16 protein-coding genes are annotated in these 19,379 nt (G+C 71.3%); 8 read left to right on the plus strand and 8 right to left on the minus strand.

Going from position 1 to position 19,379, the window contains the following annotated elements:
• Window positions 1–58 precede the first annotated feature (58 nt).
• Window positions 59–901: an ABC transporter permease gene (locus RM479_RS05795; RefSeq protein WP_311510668.1), complete on the minus strand. Its 843-nt coding sequence runs from the start codon at window positions 899–901 to the stop codon at window positions 59–61.
• On the minus strand, window positions 898–1,869 hold the full coding sequence (locus RM479_RS05800; protein ID WP_311510669.1) for an ABC transporter ATP-binding protein: 972 nt from the start codon (window positions 1,867–1,869) through the stop codon (window positions 898–900). Before RM479_RS05800 ends, RM479_RS05795 begins: the two co-directional genes overlap by 4 nt.
• 471 nt (window positions 1,870–2,340) lie before the next feature.
• Here RM479_RS05800 and RM479_RS05805 point away from each other — a divergent pair, with 471 nt between their 5' ends.
• The 4 genes from RM479_RS05805 to RM479_RS05820 all read left to right on the plus strand — a co-directional run bounded on the left by RM479_RS05805 (window position 2,341) and on the right by RM479_RS05820 (window position 4,392).
• A complete protein-coding gene (locus tag RM479_RS05805) occupies window positions 2,341–3,318 on the plus strand; it encodes a lytic polysaccharide monooxygenase auxiliary activity family 9 protein (protein WP_311510670.1) in 978 nt (325 codons plus the stop codon).
• A gap of 91 nt (window positions 3,319–3,409) precedes the next feature.
• Window positions 3,410–3,559 carry a hypothetical protein gene (locus RM479_RS05810; protein ID WP_311510671.1) on the plus strand — a complete coding sequence of 50 codons (150 nt, stop codon included), beginning with the start codon at window positions 3,410–3,412 and terminating at the stop codon, window positions 3,557–3,559.
• 31 nt (window positions 3,560–3,590) lie between these two features.
• Window positions 3,591–3,956 carry an RNHCP domain-containing protein gene (locus tag RM479_RS05815; protein ID WP_311510672.1) on the plus strand — a complete coding sequence of 122 codons (366 nt, stop codon included), beginning with the start codon at window positions 3,591–3,593 and terminating at the stop codon, window positions 3,954–3,956.
• A 1-nt stretch (window position 3,957) separates the two neighbouring features.
• Window positions 3,958–4,392 (plus strand): RNHCP domain-containing protein, encoded by a 435-nt coding sequence (locus RM479_RS05820; protein WP_311510673.1) that lies wholly within the window; start codon window positions 3,958–3,960, stop codon window positions 4,390–4,392.
• 20 nt (window positions 4,393–4,412) lie between these two features.
• Here RM479_RS05820 and RM479_RS05825 read toward each other — a convergent pair whose 3' ends face one another.
• Window positions 4,413–5,597 (minus strand): hypothetical protein, encoded by a 1,185-nt coding sequence (locus RM479_RS05825; RefSeq protein WP_311510674.1) that lies wholly within the window; start codon window positions 5,595–5,597, stop codon window positions 4,413–4,415.
• Window positions 5,598–5,873: 276 nt separating this feature from the next.
• On the opposite strand from RM479_RS05825, the gene RM479_RS05830 reads away from it, so the two are divergent.
• The 3 genes from RM479_RS05830 (at window position 5,874) to RM479_RS05840 (ending at window position 10,088) form a co-directional block, all read left to right on the plus strand.
• A complete protein-coding gene (locus RM479_RS05830) occupies window positions 5,874–6,464 on the plus strand; it encodes a DUF1707 SHOCT-like domain-containing protein (RefSeq protein ID WP_311510733.1) in 591 nt (196 codons plus the stop codon).
• Window positions 6,465–6,583: 119 nt separating this feature from the next.
• Window positions 6,584–7,972, plus strand: coding sequence for a class II fumarate hydratase (locus RM479_RS05835; protein ID WP_311510675.1), 1,389 nt, complete (start codon window positions 6,584–6,586; stop codon window positions 7,970–7,972).
• A 199-nt stretch (window positions 7,973–8,171) separates the two neighbouring features.
• On the plus strand, window positions 8,172–10,088 hold the full coding sequence (locus RM479_RS05840) for a serine/threonine-protein kinase (protein ID WP_311510676.1): 1,917 nt from the start codon (window positions 8,172–8,174) through the stop codon (window positions 10,086–10,088).
• A 65-nt stretch (window positions 10,089–10,153) separates the two neighbouring features.
• Here the strand turns inward: RM479_RS05840 and RM479_RS05845 are convergent, their stop codons facing one another.
• Complete coding sequence (locus RM479_RS05845) at window positions 10,154–10,804, minus strand: aggregation-promoting factor C-terminal-like domain-containing protein (RefSeq protein WP_311510677.1); 651 nt, start codon at window positions 10,802–10,804, stop codon at window positions 10,154–10,156.
• A gap of 43 nt (window positions 10,805–10,847) precedes the next feature.
• The gene (locus RM479_RS05850; RefSeq protein WP_311510678.1) at window positions 10,848–11,540 is read right to left on the minus strand and encodes an aggregation-promoting factor C-terminal-like domain-containing protein; all 693 of its coding nucleotides are present in this window, start codon (window positions 11,538–11,540) and stop codon (window positions 10,848–10,850) included.
• A 419-nt stretch (window positions 11,541–11,959) separates the two neighbouring features.
• Here RM479_RS05850 and RM479_RS05855 point away from each other — a divergent pair, with 419 nt between their 5' ends.
• Window positions 11,960–15,991, plus strand: coding sequence for an SCO7613 C-terminal domain-containing membrane protein (locus tag RM479_RS05855; protein ID WP_311510679.1), 4,032 nt, complete (start codon window positions 11,960–11,962; stop codon window positions 15,989–15,991).
• Window positions 15,992–16,054: 63 nt separating this feature from the next.
• On the opposite strand, the gene RM479_RS05860 is transcribed toward RM479_RS05855, so the two are convergent.
• The 3 genes from RM479_RS05860 to RM479_RS05870 form a co-directional block, all read right to left on the minus strand.
• The gene (locus RM479_RS05860; protein WP_397221427.1) at window positions 16,055–17,404 is read right to left on the minus strand and encodes a PhoH family protein; all 1,350 of its coding nucleotides are present in this window, start codon (window positions 17,402–17,404) and stop codon (window positions 16,055–16,057) included.
• 267 nt (window positions 17,405–17,671) lie between these two features.
• The gene (locus tag RM479_RS05865) at window positions 17,672–18,433 is read right to left on the minus strand and encodes an isoprenyl transferase (RefSeq protein WP_311510680.1); all 762 of its coding nucleotides are present in this window, start codon (window positions 18,431–18,433) and stop codon (window positions 17,672–17,674) included.
• A gap of 94 nt (window positions 18,434–18,527) precedes the next feature.
• Window positions 18,528–19,139 carry an RNA polymerase sigma factor gene (locus tag RM479_RS05870; protein WP_311510681.1) on the minus strand — a complete coding sequence of 204 codons (612 nt, stop codon included), beginning with the start codon at window positions 19,137–19,139 and terminating at the stop codon, window positions 18,528–18,530.
• Window positions 19,140–19,379: the final 240 nt, after the last annotated feature.

The following is a 19,379-nucleotide window of genomic DNA, read 5'->3' on the forward strand; positions in this document are numbered from 1 at the left end:
AAAGGGAGCGGCGGGGGGTCTGGACCCCCGCCGCTCCCTCGTTCTCACACGTGTCCCGTCAGCCGACCATACGGCGGCGCATCTGGAACCCGGCCAGGAACCACATGAGCACGATGAACGCCACCAGGACACCGATGTGCAGCAGCAGCGCCCCGGCGTCGAGCCCGCCGAAGACGGACCCGCGGATGAGTTCGACCGCGTGGTAGAGCGGGTTGATCACGGCGACGCCCTGGACCCAGCCCGGCAGCTCGGTGAGCGGGAAGAACGTGCCCGCCACCAGGAACAACGGGGTGAACAGACCGCTGAACACGTAGTCCATGGACCGCACCGACGTGATCACCGCGGAGATCCAGATGCCGAACAGCGCGAAGGCGAACCCGGCGAGGAACGCGATGAACGGCACCAGCAGGCCGCCGAGGCCGGGCCGCAGCCCGAACCCCATGGCCACCAGCAGCGGTACGCACCCGTAGACGCCGGAGCGCATCGCCAGCCACAGGGCCTCGCCGGTGACGAGTTCGCGGACGTCGATGGGGGTGGCGAGGATGCCCTCGTAGGTGTGCAGGAAACGGCGCTTGATGAAGGTGTTGATGACGGCGGGCATCATCGACTGGAACATCACCGACACCGCGACGATGCCGGTGCCGAGGAAGTCGATGTAGCTGAAGCCGGCCAGGGTGCCGATGAGCGCGCCCATCCCGAACCCGAAGCAGAGCAGGTACAGGGTGGGTTCGACGACGGCGGCGAACGTGGTGGCCCGCCACGACCGGCCGTAGAGGATCCACTCGCGGGCGACGATGCCCATGACGGCGTCCATCTCGAACCGACCGGGTCGGGCGTGGGTCTCGGGCCGGGCGTCCTCCCGGTCTCGCAGCCGACGCGCGTCGGTGTGGTCGATGCTCAATCGACACTCTCTCCTGTCAGGGTCACGAACACGTCCTCCAGGTTGCTCGCCCGGCGCAGGGGCACGGTGAGCCGGTCCCGGAGGGACGGGGGCAGTTCCTCGGCCCGCAGGACCGACACCGCGGTGCCGGTACGGCGGGTGGTGAAGCCGTGGTCGCGGATGAGGTTCTCCAGGACGTCGATGCCGTGCTCGTCGGGGGTGTACTCCTCGACGGTGGTGCCGGCGTACTTGGCGACCAGGTCGGCGGGGGTGCCGCGTTCGATGATCCGGCCCGCCGCCATGAGGGCCACCTCGTCGGAGAGGCGTTCGGCCTCCTCGATGTAGTGGGTGGACATGAGCACCGTCGCCCCCTCTTGGCGGAGCGCGTCGATGACGCCCCACAGGTCCTGGCGGACCTGGGGGTCCAGCCCGACGGTGGGTTCGTCCATGAGGACCAGTTCGGGTCGGTGCAACAGGGCGCGGACGATGAGGAGGCGTCGGCGCATGCCGCCGGACAGGTCCTCGACGACCGTGTCGCCGCGATCTTCGAGCTGGGCGATGCGCATGGCCCGCGCGATGGCCTCTCGACGGCGGGCGCGGGGCACCCGGTACAGGAACGAGAACATCCGCAGGTTCTGCTCGACGGTGAGTTCCTCGTCGAGGTTGTCGTGCTGGGGCACGACGCCCATGCGGGCGCGGGCCCATTTGGACTCGGCGGGGATCTCGTGGCCGAGGATGCGGATCTCTCCCTCGTCGGCGAGGGACTGGGCGGTGAGCATCTTCATCGTCGTCGACTTGCCGGCGCCGTTGGGGCCGAGGAGCCCCAGGACGACGCCCTGGGGGACCTCCAGATCGAGGCCGTCGACGGCGGTGAGCGATCCGAAGCGTTTGACGACTCCGCGCAGGTGCAACGCGGGAACGTCCGGGGACGCGCTCGGGGTCGCCGGCGCGCGGTCCGAGACGTGGAGACCGGGGTCGGAAGAGGTCATAGTGCCACGGTAGGGCCCGGGTACGACGAAAATCCACGGATTTTACGCGGCGCGAACGTTCTCCGTGTCCGAAAAAGGGGTCATGGAAACCCGGAGGTCGGACGGAGCGAACACGGGCGACGATAAGCCCGGTCCTTCGACAATGGGACACGAGGGGCGTCGATCGACGACACGCCCCTCGATCCGTGAAAGAGCAGGTCGAAAGCCATTCGACCATGAACCAAAAACAAACCTTACTGTTGCCCGGATGATCCGTCAAACATCCAGGTCAGCGACCTTTATCCAAGAAAGGCTTCTTTTTTCGGACGATATCTGTATAGTCACTTTCCCTACCTTTCGGACGGGCTGGAAGCCCGGCCGGCCCCTATCGACCGGGCCTGTCCGATAGGTGGTCCTCCAGCCCGGACGGCCGCGCGGATTCGCGATCCGCACGGCTCCCCGCAAGTCCACGACTTGAGGAGACACCCCCTGATGAACGTCGGACGCATCCTGCGATCCGCGGCGGCCCTGGCCGCCGCCCCCGTCATGTTCGCCGGCCTGGCCGCCGCCCCCGCGAACGCCCACGGCACACTCGGAAATCCGATCAGCCGCGTCGCCGCCTGTTATCAGGAGGGCCCCGAACAGGTGTCCTCGGACATGTGCGTGCGACTCGTCCAGGAGAACGGCACCCAGCCGCTCTACGACTGGCACGAGGTCAATCTGGCCAACGCCGACGGCCGCCACCGGGAGATCATTCCCGACGGCGAGCTGTGCAGCGCCGGCCGCGACAAGTACTCCGCCCTGGACCACCCCGGCTCCTGGCGGACCACCGCGCTGCCCGCCGGCGGTTCGGAGTTCACGTTCGAGTACACCGCGGCCGTGCCCCACAAGGGCTACATCGAGTACTACGTCACCAGGGACGGCTGGGACCCGAACACGCCGTTGGCCTGGGGCGACCTGGAGCCCGAACCGTTCGCCGTGCATGATCGGCCGGTGGCCGAGAACGGGATCTACTCCTACGCCACGACGCTCCCGGAGAAGAGCGGCGAGCACCTGATCTACTCGATCTGGCAGCGCACCGACAGCCCCGAGGCCTTCTACACCTGTTCCGACGTGACCTTCGGGGACGGCGTCGCCACCACGCCGGTCTCCGACGACGAGGGTTTCCAGGTGGACGAGGACGATCTGGCCGCCATCGACCACGGTGACCACACCGAGGACGTCGCGGCGGAGGAGACGACCGTCCCCGAGGAGCCGACCGAGACCGCGGAGGCCGCCGAGGAGACCGCGGAGGCCGCCCCCGCGGCCGACGAGGCGAACCCGCCGGCCGCCCACGACGCCCACGCCGCCGACCGGCCGGAGCTGCCCCGGACCGGCGGCGCCCTCACCGGGCTCTTCGCCGCCGCGCTGACCCTGATGGCGGTCGGCGCGGGGACCCTGTGGCTGGTCCGCCGCCGCCAGGGCGCCTGACCCGCCCCGTCCGGCCGCCGGGAGGGCCCGGCGGCCGGACGGAAAATCCGTTGTCCCTGATCCGACCGCGATCTAGCATCGACGGCGACCTGTGAACGACGAACACCGAGGGCCCGCCCCGGTGCAGGAGAAGGTGGCCGATGACCCCGAACGCGCCGAGCGCGCCTCACCCGCACCGGGACGTCCGCTCCCTCCGGAGCCCCTGACCCGTACCGAGAAGCGCTCGGCCTGCTCCCGCTGATCCTTTCCACCTCCAGCGAGGAGTCCCTCCGGTGTCCACCACCGAACCGAGCCCCACCCCGCGCGCCCTCACCTTCGACTGTGTGCGCTGCGGCCTCACCGTCTCCGCCCTCGATCCGGACGGGCGCGAACGCGATCACTGCCCCGGTTGCCTGAGCTCCCGCCACGTCGTCGACCACGACGGTGACGGTGCCTCCGCGTGCGACGGGCGGATGGTCCCCCTCTCCATCGCGGTGCCGCGCGGTGGCGTCTGGGTCCTCGTCCACCGGTGCGTCCGCTGCGACGAACTGGCCGAGAGCGCCGTCGCCGCGGACGACAACCCCTTGGTGCTCATGCGCATCGCGGTCCGGCCGCTGGCCGACCCGCCCTTCCCGCTCGACCTGCTCGGGGAGGTGTGACATGGGACGTCGTAACCGGGATCGCCGCGAACGACGGCCCCAGCGGCCCAAGACCGTCCCGCACGCCCACGGCGAGGTCGGTGGGGCGGGGTCGTTCCGTTGCGCGGGCTGTCGGCTGGAGGTGCCCGCGATCGCGCCCGGCACCTCCCACCGCAATCACTGCCCGCACTGTCTGACCAGCCTGCACGTGGACCGGCGGATCCCGGGCGACCGGGCCGCCGATTGTCGCGGGCCGATGGTCGCGTTGAGCCTGGCGGGCCGGACCGACGGCGAGTGGAGACTGGTCCACCGCTGTTCGCGTTGCGGTGAGTTGAGCGTCAACCGGATCGCGGGGGATGACAACGCCCGCGCCCTGGTCCGGCTGGCGGTCCGGCCGCTGGCCGGGGCTCCGTCGGGGTTCGCCGCGGCGGCCCGCGGCGCCCTGGCCCGGCTCTGAGGCGTCGGTCCCGGCCCCGGTCAGCCCTCGACGGGCGCGAACGGGTCCGGGACCGCTCCGGTCCACCGGTGCAGGCGGGCCACACCGGTCTCCAGGAGGACGCCGTTCTCCTGCCGGCGACCGCGCTCGACCACGTAGAAGCGGCCGTCGCCGAGGGAGGCCAGTCCGTACTGGCCACCGCTCACCGGCCACCCCGCCACACCCGTGGGGTCGTGGAGTACACCGCCCTCGCGCAACGACAGCAGCCAGCCCCTCTCCTCTTCGGCCTGGCCCCGGATCGGGCCGAGCACCGGACGCCGGGAACCGTCGACGACGTACAGGGAGTGGTTGGGGAAGTGCGGTTTGACACCCGTGTAGACCGCCATGAACCAGTCGCCGGTGGCGGCGTCGTACTCCAGGTTCCGCACCCCGTGGGTGGTGTTGCCGGTGTAGACGAAGTACTTGCCCGCGGGACGGCGCGGACCGCTGGTGTGCGGCGCGTCCTGGTCGAGGGGCCGGCCCAGTCGGCGCCACCGGGACACGTCGTACTGGAGCAGCACCTGGTGGTCGTTGTCCTCGCGGTCGGCGTTGGCGTAGATCCCATAGGCGACGGTCAGCATCGTCCGTCCGCCGGAGCGGCCGAACTCGGGGCCGAAGGCGATCCCGTCGATGCCGCTGCACCCGTAGCGGTGATCGGCGGTGGCGGCGACGTTGCCGTCGAAGACCCCGTCCCCGTCCATGTCGGCGGTGTAGTCGGCGACGACCTCCGCCAGGTGGACCGTGGTGAGCACCCCGTCGGTCTCGGCGTCCATGCCGACGCGGGTGATGCGGTCGGGGTCGAAGATCGCGATGTAGAACGCCTCGGCCGCCCTGTACTCCAGGGAGCCGTAGATCCGGCCGTCGCGTGCGTCGACGTCGAGGTCGCCCAGGTGCCCGGTCAGTCCGGTGACGGTGCCGATGACCTCGCCGGCCAGGTCGGTCTTGACGAGGGTGTCGGTGAAGGAGAAGTACACGTGTCCGCGTTCCCGGTCCAAGGCGATGCCCTGGACGTGTCCGGAGCGCCAGGCCCCGCCGTGCACGGACACCGGGAGTTCCGCGAGGCCCGGTCCGGCGGGTGTGGGGGCCGCGACGGCCGGGGAGGGGGCCGGGGCGACGAACGCCGTCAGCACCGTGCTCAGGGCCATCGCCCAGGTCGTCGGTCTCCTCCACGTTCCGATCACGCCCATGTCGCCTCCGCCCTTCGCGTCCGTACCGGAAACCACAGTCCGGAAACTAGGCGTGCGCGATGAACCGGGGACTCCCCGGCGGGCGACCGGTCGGGGAACACCGGCCGAACCCGTGCCGGGACGGGGGGGTCGGCGCTCGTCCAGGGCGTCCCCCGTGGGTGCCGCCCGTCGTGAGCGGCGTCCCGGGGCGTTCATCGCAAGGTCGACGGAGGAGTCCGGGTGGGCGTCACCGACCTCCATGGTCGGTACATCTAGGGTGGTGGTGTGAGTGAGGAAGTGTCCCCCGGTCGCCTGCGCGCCTCCCACAGCGACCGCGAACGGGTACTGAAGGTGCTGCGCGAGGCCGCGACCGACGGCCGCATCGATCTCGACGAGTTCGAGGAACGGTCCTCCCGGGCCCAGGAGGCCAGGGTCCTGGGCGATCTGCCGCCGCTCACCGAGGATCTGCTGCCCGCCGAGGAGCAGCCCATCCGGTTGGACCACCAACCCGCCTTCGGGGTGTTCGGCACCGCCGTCCGCCGGGGCCGGTGGGTCGCCTACCCCGGCGACCTGGTCCTGGCCCTGTTCGGCCGGGTCCGGGTGGACATGCGCGAGGCCCTGTTGCTGCACGGCCATCACCGGATGGTCGTCACCGCCGTCGTGGGCCGGGTGGAGATCGAGGTTCCCGACGGGGTCGAGGTGCGCGTCAACGGCCGTTCCCTGCTGGGGCGGCGCAGCACCACGGCGCGGAGGTCGGATCTGTCGAATCCTCCGGTGCTGGAGATCGACGGGTTCTCGCTGTTGGGCACCGTTCGCGTCCGGGCGCCCAGGCGTTCCCGGTTCCCCAGGCTGAAACGCCGGGAGAGGCGTCCCGGCATCGACTCCTGACCTGCCTCGATGTCAACATGACGCGCGCAACATCGCCTTGGCGGGGTGAGGTGACGGTGTGCTCCGGTGCGTCTGGCAGGCTGGGTTTCACAGGTCTTCCCAGGAGAGTGTGGTAGCCAATGAGTGAGTTCCGTATCGAGCACGACTCGATGGGTGAGGTCAAGGTCCCGGTCGACGCCAAGTGGCGGGCCCAGACCCAGCGCGCCGTCGAGAACTTCCCGATCTCGGGACAGGGCCTGGAGGGCGCCCACATCGCCGCCCTCGGTCAGATCAAGGCCGCCGCCGCGAAGGTCAACGCCGAGCTGGGCGTCATCGGCGACGACCTGGGCAAGGCGATCCGCGAGGCCGCTCTGGAGGTCGCCGACGGCAAGTGGAACACCGAGTTCCCGATCGACGTCTTCCAGACCGGTTCCGGCACCTCCAGCAACATGAACACCAACGAGGTCATCGCCACGGTCGCCAAGGAGCGCACCGGCCTCGACGTCCACCCCAACGACCACGTCAACGCCTCGCAGTCGTCCAACGACGTGTTCCCCTCCTCCATCCACATCGCCGCCACCTCCGCCGTGATCAACGACCTGGTCCCGGCGCTGCGGCACCTGGAGGAGGAGCTGACCCGCAAGTCCGTCGAGTTCGCCTCGGTGGTCAAGAGCGGCCGTACCCACCTGATGGACGCCACCCCCGTCACCCTGGGTCAGGAGTTCGCCGGTTACGCCGCCCAGGTGCGCTACGGCGTCGAGCGCCTGGAGGCGTCCCTGCCGCGCGTCGCCGAGCTGCCGCTGGGCGGCACCGCGGTGGGCACCGGCATCAACACCCCGGAGGGCTTCTCCGCCCGGGTGATCGCCGAGATCGCCGCCCACACCGGTCTGCCGCTGACGGAGGCCCGCGACCACTTCGAGGCGCAGGGCGCCCGTGACGGTCTGGTCGAACTGTCCGGCCAGCTGCGGACCATCGCGGTGGGCTTCGCCAAGATCGCCAACGACATCCGCTGGATGGGCTCGGGCCCGACCACCGGCCTGGGCGAGCTGTACCTGCCCGACCTCCAGCCGGGTTCCTCGATCATGCCGGGCAAGGTCAACCCGGTGCTGTGCGAGGCCGTGCTCCAGGTCTCCTCGCAGGTCGTCGGCAACGACGCCGCCGTCGCCTTCGGCGGTGCCAGCGGTAACTTCGAGCTCAACGTGCAGCTGCCGCTGATCGCCCGCAACGTGCTGGAGTCGATCCGTCTGCTCACCAACGTCTCGCGCGTGTTCGCCGACCGCTGCGTCGCCGGCATCACCGCCAACGAGGAGCAGTGCCGGACCTACGCCGAGTCCTCTCCCTCGATCGTCACCCCGCTCAACCGCTACATCGGCTACGAGGAGGCCGCCAAGGTCGCCAAGCAGTCGCTGAAGGAGAAGAAGACCATCCGCCAGGTGGTCCTGGAGCGCGGCTACGTCGAGGACGGCAAGCTCACCGAGGAGCAGCTGGACGCCGCCCTGGACGTCCTGAAGATGACCAACTCCCGGTAGGTCGATCACCGAAGGTGACGACGGGGCGCCCCGCCGTGCGGGGCGCCCCGTCGCGTGTCGGTACGCCCCGCGGAGGAGGGGGTATTCGATGACGCTTCGGTTCCGATGCCCTCTGTTCAGGAACCTTCCCCTACCGGAAGGCGTCGGACATTCTTGAACAGAGCACCCGATCCTGGGCCCGCGTCCGAGAGGGCAGTACATGTCGAGCAACAGCGACAATGAACGCGTCGTCGCGAACCGTTACGTCCTGCGCCGAGAACTCGGCCGGGGCGGCATGGGTGTGGTGTGGGAGGCCTTCGACCCGTCCCTGGATCGCGCGGTCGCCATCAAACAGGTGCTCCTGCCCGACCACTTCACCGACTCCGAGCGGTCCGACGCCCACGCCCGGGTGCGCCGTGAGGCACGGTCCGCCGCGCGGATCTCGCACCCCTCCGTGATCACCATCCACGACGTGTTCGACTTCGAGGACGACCCGTGGGTCGTCATGGAGCTGGTCGAGGGCGGTTCGCTCCAGGACCTCCTCGACGAGCGCGGCACCCTGGACGTCGACACCGTGGCCGAGATCGCCAAGGCCCTGCTCAAGGCGGTCCAGGCGGCCAACGCGGCCGGGGTCCTGCACCGGGACATCAAGCCCGGCAACATCATGATGTCCTCCGACGGCCGGGTCATCCTCACCGACTTCGGCATCGCCACCATGGAGGGTGGGCCGAGCATCACCCGCACCGGTGCGCTGATCGGCTCACCGGAGTACATGCCTCCGGAGCGGCTGGAGGGCGGACCCGCCGAACACCGGGGCGACCTGTGGAGCATCGGCGTGACGCTGTTCGCCGCCGTGGAAGGGCTCTCCCCCTTCCGCCGCGACTCCATCACCGCGGCCATCGCGGCGGTCCTCTCGGCGCCGCCGCCGCCGATGCGCCGGGCCGGCCGGTTGACCCCGGTGATCTCCGGACTGCTGGAGCGCGATCCCGACCGGCGGCTGAACGTGGAGGGGGCGCTGGCCCTGCTCGACGGGCGTGGCGGCGCCGCGGGCGACGCGAGCGGCCCTCACCGGGCGTTCGTCCCCGGCCCCGGCCCGGCCTCCGACAGCGGTCCGCTGCCGCCGCACGCGACGGCGAACGTCGGCTTCGGACCCGCCGGCCCCTCCGGCCCCATCACCGGCGAACGGTTCGCCGGCCCCGGCCCGACGAGCGGCCCCGTCTCCGGCCCGGTCGGGCACCCCCCGCAAGGCCCGCACACCGGTGCGCACACCCCCGCCCGGCCGTTCCCTCCCCCTGGCCCGACGACCCCCGCCACCCCGTTCGGTCCGCAGGGGCGTCCCCCCGTCTACGCCGCGCACAGCGGCGGGCACGGCGGCACGATCACCCCGAACCGCCCCTCCGCGCCCGCGCCCTCCTCCTCCGGTCCCGGCCGAACGCTGGCCGGTCTCGGCTGCGGTGCCTTGGCGCTGCTGCTCATCGCGGTACTCGTGGTCGGCGGCATGCTGATGTCCCGTTCGGGCGGCGAGGACCCCGGGCCCGAGGCGGACGGGGCGCCCGACACCACCGTCCCCTCCGAGCAGGACACCCCGCCCACCCCCGCGGACGTCCCCGACGAGGGGAACGATGACGACGGCCAGGACGGCCCGCCCCCCTACGACGACCTGGAGACCTACGAGTCCCAGTGGTTCGACGTGGACTACCCGGAGGGGTGGCAGGTCGACGACAGCCGGATCGAGGAGAGCCTGGTCGCGTTCATCGCCCCCGGCAACGACCACCAGGTGTGGGTGGCCGGCTGGACGGAGGAGGAGTTCGAGGGGAGCAGCGCCGACTACCTCGCCCAGACCAAGGGCGGGACCGACGTCGAGGGCGACGTGACCACCGGCTACGTCCAGCTCGGCCTGGACGAGTACGACGAGGACGAGTACGGGGACGACTGGGACGTCGCCATGGTGCGGGCCGACTTCACCAACGACACCTGGACCAGCACCGACCGCCGTTTCTGGGCCTACGCCATCAACACGGACTACGAGGGCCAGCGGGTGTTCTACATGGTCACCGTGAACGTGCCACGCGGCGACGCCGGGTTCTACGAGGAACTGCCCGCCGAGGTCATGGACTCCTTCGACCCGCACCTGTGACGGGTCCCCGGGAACGGGGACGGCCCCCGGCGGATTCTCGCCGGGGGCCGTCGTGCGCGTCGGGGTCAGTACCAGCCGACGGACTGGGAGTGGGACCAGGCGCCGCAGGGGGTGCCGTAGCGGCCCTTGATGTAGTCGATGCCCCAGGAGATCTGGGTGGCGGGGTTGGTCTGCCAGTCACTGCCGTGGGAGGCCATCTTGTTCCCGGGCAGGGACTGGGGGATGCCGTAGGCCCCGGAGCTGGGGTTCTGCGCGGTGTGGTTCCAGTTGCTCTCCTTCTCCCACAGGGGTTCGAGGCAGTCGGAGAACTCACTGGCCGGCCAGCCCTGGTCGAGGACCAGTTGCAGGGCGATCTCCTTGGCCGACCCGGCGGGCACGGTCGGTGTCGGCGGCTCCGGCTCTTCTTCCTCGATATCGCTGCCCTCGGTCGCGAACGTCTGCGTCCGGGAGCCCAGGGCGGCGTCGCGCTCGGTCTCGGCCTGTGTGCGCAGGGCCTGGAGTTCTTCCTCGGTGGGTTTCTCGGAGGACGCGAAGAAGTCGTCCTCGACAGTTTCGTCGGCGGGGGCCTCCCCCTCGACCGGGAGGGCGGCGCTCGCCGCGATCTCCGGGTCGACGCCGTCGTCCGCGAACGCGGAGACGGCGAACGTCGCGCCTGCGACGAGGGTGGCCGCACCGACCGCCGCCGTACTGCGCAGCGACATGCGGTTGAGTAACACGGTTACCTTTCCCAGGAGGGGGTCATGGGGCGGGAAAGCCCTATTAATACCAGTTGTTCGCCTGCGAGTGGGACCAGGCGCCGCAGGGGGTGCCGTAGCGGCCCTTGATGTAGTCGATGCCCCAGGAGATCTGCGTCGCGGGATTGGTGCGCCAGTCGTCTCCGTGGGAGGCCATCTTGTCCCCGGGCAGGGACTGGGGGATGCCGTAGGCCCCGGAGCCGGGGTTCTGCGCGGTGTGGTTCCAGTTGCTCTCCTTCTCCCACAGGGGTTCGAGGCAGTCGGAGAACTCGCTCGCCGCCCAGCCCTGGTCGAGGACCAGTTGCAGGGCGATCTCCTTGGCCGACCCGGCGGGGACCGGGGCGGATCCACCGGAGGACCCGGAGCCCTCCGACTCGGGCTCGGGTTCGGGTTCGGGTTCCTTGAGGATGTCGGAGGCCTCGGCGCCGCCGGTGCGCACGGCGTCGCGGCCCGCCTCCTCGGCGGCCTCGCGGGCCTGTTCCAGTGCGGCTTCGTCCTCCTCGGGGCCGGTCGCCGGCGGGGTCCGGAAGAAGTCGTCGCTCTCCTCCCCGGGCTGCGCGGTCGCGGATGGCGCGGGCTGCGCGGCCGAGGCCGCGTCGCGTGGGTCGGGGGCCTCGGTGTCGGCGAAGGCCGCGACGCCGAAGGCGCCGCCGGCGACCAGGACGACGGCCGCGCCGACGAGGCTCGCGTGACGCGGTGGAATCCGTGGGAGTGGCAAGATCGCCCTTTCGCGTAGACGGACACACGCGTGGCACGGGACCTTCCGTTGACGGGGGTCCTCGCGCGTGTTGTGGGTCGGCCGCCGCCGGCCGTGAGGCCGGAGGGGACGGTGGACCTTCGATCGGGTCGCGTCCGTCCGCACGGCGGGTCCGCACGTGTGGGGGTGCTCTGTGCAGCGGATTCAGCCTGCATCATCATTACGACCACGTAACGCCATAGATACTGTGTCTTGACTCACATCACCTAACGTGTCCGTATCACCGGGCCTCGACCTGCGCGGGGACACGGAATGTCAAAGGGTGACCCAAGCGACCCCGAGGAGTGGTCGGCCTCCCACCCCTGGATCGGACGCGACGCGTCCGCGCCTGAGTACGTGTACGGATGTGCGCGGGCGGGCCCGAGGACAGGATGGCGAACATGAACGTTCCAGCACCCCCACCGCCCTCCCCCGGTCCACACGCGCTCTGCCCGGACTGCCGGGCCCCGCTGGTTCCGGGGGCGCGCTCCTGTGGGCGTTGCGGGCTGGTGCTCGTCGGTTCCATCGCCCAGCGACTGTGGGAGGTGGACACCGAGATCATCCGCGTCGACTCCCTCCTGGGGCGGCTCCGCGGCGAACGCGCCGGGCTGGTGCGCGCGCTGCGCGAGGCCTCGATCCGAGAGGCGGAGCCGCGCGTCCCCTCCTCCGCCGCGGTCGCCGTCCCCCCGGCCGCGTCGCCCGTTCCCGTGTCGGCCGCTCCGATGGGCCCCGCGCCGGCCCCGCGTCCGCGGGTCGACGGCGAGATGCGCCGCCGTTCGGCGCAGAACGTCATCCTGGGTCTGGGCGGCCTGCTCATCGGGATCTCGGCGCTGGTCTTCGCGATCTGGACCTGGAGCGACATGGGCACCGGCGCCCGGGCCCTGGTGCTCGGGCTGACCACGCTCGGCTTCGCCGTCGTGGCCCTGCCCCTGCACCGGCGCGGCCTGCGTGCCACCGCCGAGACCTTCGGCGTGCTGGCGGCGGCGCTGATGTACATCGACGCGTTGGCGCTGTGGCTGCTCATACCCGAGCGGATCCCCAACGGGGCCGGGTACGCGGCGGGGGCGTTGGCGATCATCGCGGCCCTGATGGCGCTCTACCCGCTGACGGTGCCGTTGCGCGCGCCCCGGATCGTCGCCGTCCTGTCCGCGCAGCCGGTGCCGTTGCTGGTGCTGTTCGCGCTGCCGTTGGAGGACCCCTATCCCTGGATCACGGCGACGCTCGCCCTGGTCGCCCTGGCCGACCTGCTGCTGGTGCGCCTGACCGGGACCGTGGGCGGGGAGGTGCCACGTCGGACCCTCTACGTGCTGTCCGTGACGCTGACGGTGTTCTCCTCCGGGGTGGCCGCTCTGGCGGTGTTCTTCGTACCGGCCTCGTCGAGCCCGCCGGCCTGGTGGGGCGTGGCCGCGGCCCTGCTGGTGTCGGGGGTCGGTTGGCTGGCACTGTCCCGGGTGGCCTCGCCCATGCGCGGCGACGGTTCCGCCCGCGTGTACCCGATCCTCGGGGTCGCGACCCTGGCGTTGGCCCCCCTGGCCGCCGGACCCGCGCACCTGCCGGCGCTGCCCCGTCCACCCTTCTCGGCGCTCTGGCGTCAGGAGGGGGCGATGGAGCCGGCGAACCTCCTGCTGGGCCTGACCGAGGCGAACACGGTGTGGCCCACGAGCCTGCCCTTCATCGCGGCGATCCTCGTCGCCGCGGCGCAGGCCGCGGGCGTCACCGCGCTGCTGCGCCGCGACCTGCTGCCGCCGCTGCTGTTCCTCATGGCGCCGCCCACCCTGCTGGCCCCGCCGATCCTGCTGTCCCTGCCGCATCCGGTCGTGGTCGGGTGGGCGCTGCTCCTGGGCGCCGCCCTGGTCCTGGGAACGGCGGCCGTGCTCTTCCGTCCCCACGCGTGGGTCCCCGCGACGGTCGGGGTCGCGACGCTGATCACGGCGCTCCTGTGGGCCTGTGCGATGTTCTGGACCTTCCTGGCGTCCCTGGTGTGCGTGGGCCTGATCGGGACGGCCGCCCTGCTGCTCCTGCGCCACCGGCTGCCCGGCTTCGGGGCGTTCGTCCCCCCGGACCCGGGAGGTCGGACGCCGGTCCCCCCGGGTCGCGCCCTGTACGGGGCCGGGCTGGCCCTGTGGGCGGTGGGACTGGTCACCTGGGGGTCGTCGTGGATCGCGATGTCCGTTCAGGGGACACCCGAGGCGGGGCGGTGGTGGCTGGCCGCGGCCGTCCTGGTGAGCGGTGTGACGGCGCTGCTCCTGGGCCGTTCGGCCCCGCGCTCGATGCCCGGGGGCGGGAACGAGGCCAGGGGCGCCTTCACCGTGTTCGGCCTCCTGCTCATGCCGGTGGCCCCGCTGCTGATCGGTCCGGACGGAAGCGCCCTGGGCCTCTCCGGAGCGGCACCGGCGTGGGGTGCTCCGGCCGCGGCCATGCTCGTCCCGGCGGGCGAGGTGATGGGGGTGTACGTCGCGGCCGGCCCGGGGACGGCCCTGGGCCTCGCGGCGGGTGTGCTCGCGGCCGGGGCGGTGGGCGTGGGCCTGGTCGGGCTGATCGACCGGCGTCGGACGCTGTCGGCGGCGGCCCTCGTGGCCCCGCCCGCGCTGGTGCCGCTGCCGATCATCCTGGGGGCGCCGTTCGTCGTGGCGATGGTCTGGGCGACGGCGGTGGGCACGCTCCTGCTCCTGGCCACCACCCTCATCCGTGACCGCTCGGCGTGGGTCACGGGTGTGATCGGCGCGATCACCCTGGCGGCGGCGCTGGCGTGGTCGCTGCCCGAACGCCACACCATGCTGATCGTCGTGTTCCTGGTGGCCGGCACCGCCCTCGCCTGCGCGCTCCTGACGCGAACGCGGCCCGGCGAGCGGACCCCGATGACCGCGGCGTCCGGCACGTCGGGGCTCGGGGCGGCCCTCGCCGCCACCCTGGCCGCCGGCGCGCTCGCCGTGTTCGCGTGGTCGCTCTCCCTGGTGGCGACCTCCGTGCTGGGCGGCGATCCGCCGGTGTGGTGGATGCTCGCGGCGATCCCGCTGCCGCTCGGAGCCGCGGCGCTGGTGCTGGGCGAACGAACGTGGACCGGGGCTCGGGTGTGGACCGTGCTCGGGCTGCTCTGGGTCGCCCTGGCGCCACTGGTGGCCGGCGGATCCGGGGCGGTCGCCCTGGTACCGATCTCCTGGCGGTACGCGGTGGCAGAGGCCCCGGCCCGGGCCCTGGTCGATCCCGCGTTCGTGTTCCTGGGGCTGTCGGAACCCTCCGGGCCCGCGTCGGTCGTGGGCGTCCTGGCGGCCGGGCTGTTGGCCGTGGCGGCGACGGCGATGACCGCCCGCCGGTGGACCGGGCACACGGCCGCGCTGGTCGCACCGCCCGCCCTGGTGCCCCTGGCGATCCTCACCGGCGCCTCGTTCCTGATGGCCGCGGTGGTGTCGCTCCTGGTCGGCACCGCCCTGGTGCTGTGGTCGGCATGGATCCGCGACCGGTCCCTCGCCTGGCTGCCGGGACTGACCGGTCTGCTCACCCTGGCCCAGGTACTGGGTTGGGTCCTGGCCGAACGGCACGCGACCGTCGGCGTTCTGTTGGTCGTCGCGATGGTGGGCTCGGTCGTGGCGGCCCTGGCCCGCACCCCGGTCCCGGCGACCGCGGCGACGGCGGTGGCCACGGCCGCCACCGGCGGGTTCGCGTTCACGCTCACCCTGGTGTCGGGCGCACCGGTGGAGTACGCGGCGCTGGTGCCGATCGCCGTGGTGGCGGGGGTGGCGGCGGTCGCGCCGCGCATGCGCGCCCCGCTGGTGGAGGCCGCGGAGATCCCGGCGGCGCTGTGGGCGGTCGTGTCCGTGACCGTCGCCGTCCTGTACGGCGCGCACGGGGGGATCGTGGCCCTGGCGCTGGCGATCGTCGGGGTGATCGCCCTGGCCACCGCGATCCGGCCGGGACGTCGTTGGGCCGCGGCGGTGGGCGTCCTGTCGATGCTGAGCGCCCTGTGGACGGCCCTGGCCGCGTGGAACGTCACGGTCCCGGAGGCCTACACCGTGCTCCCCGCCCTCGCGGCGCTGGTCATCGGTTGGGAGTGGGGGCGCAAGGCGGAACGGGCGCCGTCGAGCTGGGTGTCGCTCTCCGGTGGTCTGTGCCTGCTGCTCCTCCCCGGCCTGGGCATGGTGCTCGCGGGTGAGGAGACGCCGTGGCGGGTGCCCGCGCTGTTGGTCGCCGCCCTGTTCACGGCCCTCTGGGGGTTGCGCGACCGGAGCCAGGCGGCCCTGGTCATCGGTGGCGTGACGCTGGTGGCGGCCTCGCTGCGGGCGTTCGGTCCGCCGCTGTGGGACCTGACCCGGCTGCTGCCCAACTGGGTACCGTTCGCCGTGATCGGCGCGCTGCTGCTGCTGATCGGCGCCAGGTACGAGGCCAACCTGGAGCGGGTACGCCGGTTGGGGCACTTCATCGGCGGCATGCGCTGAGGAGGGACGCACGAGGTCGGGTCCCCGTCCCGGCCGTACGGCCGGGACGGGGACCCGCCGTCGTCAGTTCTCCAGCATCTCCGTGACCAGGGCGGCGATCGGGGAACGCTCCGACCGGGTCAGGGTGATGTGCGCGAACAGCGGGTGTCCCTTGAGCTTCTCGATCACCGCGACGACACCGTCGTGGCGGCCGACCCGCAGGTTGTCGCGCTGGGCGATGTCGTGGGTGAGGACCACCCGCGAGTTCTCTCCCAACCGGGACAGCACGGTGAGCAGGACGTTCCGCTCCAGGGACTGGGCCTCGTCCACGATGACGAAGGCGTCGTGCAGTGACCGGCCGCGGATGTGGGTGAGCGGCAGGACCTCCAGCATCCCCCGGTCGACGATCTCCTCGATGACGTCCTCGCTGGTGACCGCGGACAGGGTGTCGTGCACCGCCTGACCCCACGGGGTCATCTTGTCGTTCTCGGTACCGGGCAGGTAGCCGAGTTCCTGACCGCCGACCGCGTACAGCGGGCGGAACACCATCACCTTGCGGTGCTGGCGGCGTTCCAGGACGGACTCCAGGCCGGCGCACAGTGCCAGCGCCGACTTACCGGTGCCCGCCCGGCCGCCGAGGGAGACGATGCCCACCTCGGGGTCCGTGAGCAGGTCCAGGGCGATGCGCTGCTCGGCACTGCGACCGTGCAGTCCGAACACGTCCCGGTCGCCGCGCACCAGGCGCACCGACTTGTCCGGCCGGACCCGGCCCAGCGCCTTGCCCTTCTCGGAGACCAGGACCAGACCGGTGTGACAGGGGAGTTCGCGGGCCGGCTCGATGTCGGTGGCACCGTGCTCGAACAGCTCACCGACCTGGTGGGCGGCCACGTCCAGTTCGGCCATGCCCGTCCACCCGTGCTCGATGGCGAGTTCGGCCCGGTACTCGTCGGCCGCCAGGCCGATCGAGGAGGCCTTGATCCGCATCGGCAGATCCTTGCTCACCAGCACGACATCGCCGCCCTCCTCTTGGAGGTTGCGGGCGACGGTCAGGATCCGGGTGTCGTTGTCGCCGAGCCGGAAGCCCGCCGGCAGGATCTTCGGATCGCTGTGGTTGAGCTCCACTCGCAACGTGCCGCCCAGGTCGTTCACCGGAAGCGGGACGTCCAGCCGACCGTTGACGACCCGCAGGTCGTCGAGGAAACGCAACGCGTTACGAGCGAAGTACCCGAGTTCCGGATGGTGTCGCTTGCTCTCCAGCTCGGTGATCACCACCACGGGGATGACCACCTCGTGCTCGGCGAACCGGGTCAGGGCCAGCGGGTCTGCGAGCAGGACGCTGGTGTCGAGCACGTAGACGCGCCGTCCCGCCTCCGGTTCCACCGCGGGGGCGGTGGGGGGCTGGGTGTCAGGGCGATCGGTCGAGGAACTAGCCACTCGTTCTCCCCTTGGGCGCCGCGAGGGCGCCCCACTGTCACGGGATCATGGAGGACCGGGACCAGGCCCCAGAGGGCCGGGTCCGGCCCTCCTCGTTGACGTTCCGTCGTGACGGAGAAGATCAATGAGCCGGGGCCTCCCGAACGGGTGGACGAACGCCACCCGCTGCTTTCGAAGCTACGCGCCCGTGACCCCGTTTTCCAGTGCCTTTTCCCGCGGCGTGGTGAACACCGCGTTAAGGGGTGGTGCGGTGACGGGAAGGAGGAATCAGGAGCCGTAGCGACGACTGCGCGCGCCGTAGGAGCGCAATGCGCGCAAGAAGTCCACCCTGCGGAAGGCAGGCCAGAAGACCTCACAGAAGTAGAACTCCGAGTGCACGCTCTGCCACAGCATGAAGCCGGACAGACGCTGTTCCCCGGACGTGCGGATGAGCAGGTCCGGGTCGGGCTGGCCGCGCGTGTAGAGATGCCGGGCGATATCGGAGATGTCCAGGCGCTCGGCGAGTTCCTGGATACCGGTGCCCTTGGCCGCCTCCTCGTGGAGGAGCGACCGAACCGCGTCGGCGATCTCACGTCTACCTCCATACCCGACGGCGACGTTGACAACCAGACCCGGGTTATCGGATGTGGCCTCCTCGGCCTCCTTGAGGGCGCGCGCGGTGGACGCGGGCAGCACGTCGAGGGCTCCGACGGGCCGGGTGTTCCACCCCTCCTCGCGCAGCCGGGCGATGGTCTCCTCGATGATCTGCACGAGGGCGTCGAGTTCGGCCTCGTCGCGGGACATGTTGTCGGTCGACAGCATCCACAGCGTGACCACCTGCACGCCGACCTCGTCGCACCACCGGAGCAGCTCGAAGATCTTGTCGGCACCGGCCCTGTGGCCCTCCGCGGCCTCCGCCAGGCCGCTGTTCTTCGCCCACCGACGGTTGCCGTCCATCGCGACGCCGACGTGGCGGGGGATCTGCCGGCCCCGGAGCCGACGTTCCAGACGTCGCTCGTAGAGCCAGTACAGGGGGTCACGAAGCCCCATGGGCGAAACCTCTCAGAGCTGGATCATGGACAGCACACTCCTGTGCCAGGAGGTGCCGACGGGGATACCGTCCAGAGTAGTTCGCCGTGAGGGACTACGTTACGGCCAGGGACTTTCGGACATGCTTGCGGCCCTGGTGGATACGGGATTTGACGGTGCCGAGGGCCAGATTCAGCTGGGAGGCGATCTCGTTGTAGTCCATCTGGCAGAGGTCGCGCAGGACCAAGGGCGCCACCAGGTTGGGGCGGTCCTTCTCCAGCTGGTCGAGTGCCTCCAGCAGGTCGATCCGCGAACCGGCGATGACGCTGGTGGTGCGGGGATCGCGCTGGTGCGGCATGCGCTCGGCCTCGGTGGGGAACTCGTTGGCGCGACGCTTCATGGAACGGTAGGTCTGGCGGGCGGAGTTGGACACGACGGTGTACAGCCACGTCGTGAACAGGGAGTCGCCCTTGAAGCTGTCGATCTTGCGGGCCACCCGCAGCAGGGCGTCCTGGCACGCCTCCTCGGCGTCCTGCCGGTAGGGCAGGAAGCGGGAGCAGCGGCGCAGGACCTCGGGCTGGATCCGGCGGAGCAGTTCGTCCAGGGCGGCGGCGTCGCCGTCCCGGGACCTGCGGGCGAGCTCCTCCAGCTCCTCGTCGACGTTGCTCGCCACCCGCCGGCGCGGCGCGGGGGTCTCCTCGTGCTCTGTGTGATCACTACTGCGCATGGCTGGTCTCTCCCTGACTGGCGGCAGACGTCCGGCCGTCCGCTCTCGGCGCTGTGCGCCCACGATTCGAGGCTCGCACGTCCTATGGGACGCCCTCGGGCCCCCTTCGGCTCCGTCTCGTTTCCGCCCTCTCGGTTCCCCGCGGCACGGAGTCCCCCGGTTCAGAGGGTTCGCATCCCGTACGACCATTCTCATGACGACGGGAACCCGGTGAGGGTACCCACCAGTTTCCATCCCCGG

Origin of the sequence: Nocardiopsis lambiniae (assembly GCF_031845465.1) — a bacterium.
Lineage (GTDB): Bacteria > Actinomycetota > Actinomycetes > Streptosporangiales > Streptosporangiaceae > Nocardiopsis > Nocardiopsis lambiniae.

Bases quoted from the DNA above. Each gene is read 5' to 3' on its own strand.
- RM479_RS05800 (WP_311510669.1), bottom strand. From the start codon at position 1,869: ATGACCTCTTCCGACCCCGGTCTCCACGTCTCGGACCGCGCGCCGGCG.
- RM479_RS05805 (WP_311510670.1), top strand. From the start codon at position 2,341: ATGAACGTCGGACGCATCCTGCGATCCGCGGCGGCCCTGGCCGCCGCC.
- RM479_RS05820 (WP_311510673.1), top strand. From the start codon at position 3,958: ATGGGACGTCGTAACCGGGATCGCCGCGAACGACGGCCCCAGCGGCCC.
- RM479_RS05825 (WP_311510674.1), bottom strand. From the start codon at position 5,597: ATGGGCGTGATCGGAACGTGGAGGAGACCGACGACCTGGGCGATGGCC.
- RM479_RS05835 (WP_311510675.1), top strand. From the start codon at position 6,584: ATGAGTGAGTTCCGTATCGAGCACGACTCGATGGGTGAGGTCAAGGTC.
- RM479_RS05840 (WP_311510676.1), top strand. From the start codon at position 8,172: ATGTCGAGCAACAGCGACAATGAACGCGTCGTCGCGAACCGTTACGTC.
- RM479_RS05855 (WP_311510679.1), top strand. From the start codon at position 11,960: ATGAACGTTCCAGCACCCCCACCGCCCTCCCCCGGTCCACACGCGCTC.
- RM479_RS05865 (WP_311510680.1), bottom strand. From the start codon at position 18,433: ATGGGGCTTCGTGACCCCCTGTACTGGCTCTACGAGCGACGTCTGGAA.
- RM479_RS05870 (WP_311510681.1), bottom strand. From the start codon at position 19,139: ATGCGCAGTAGTGATCACACAGAGCACGAGGAGACCCCCGCGCCGCGC.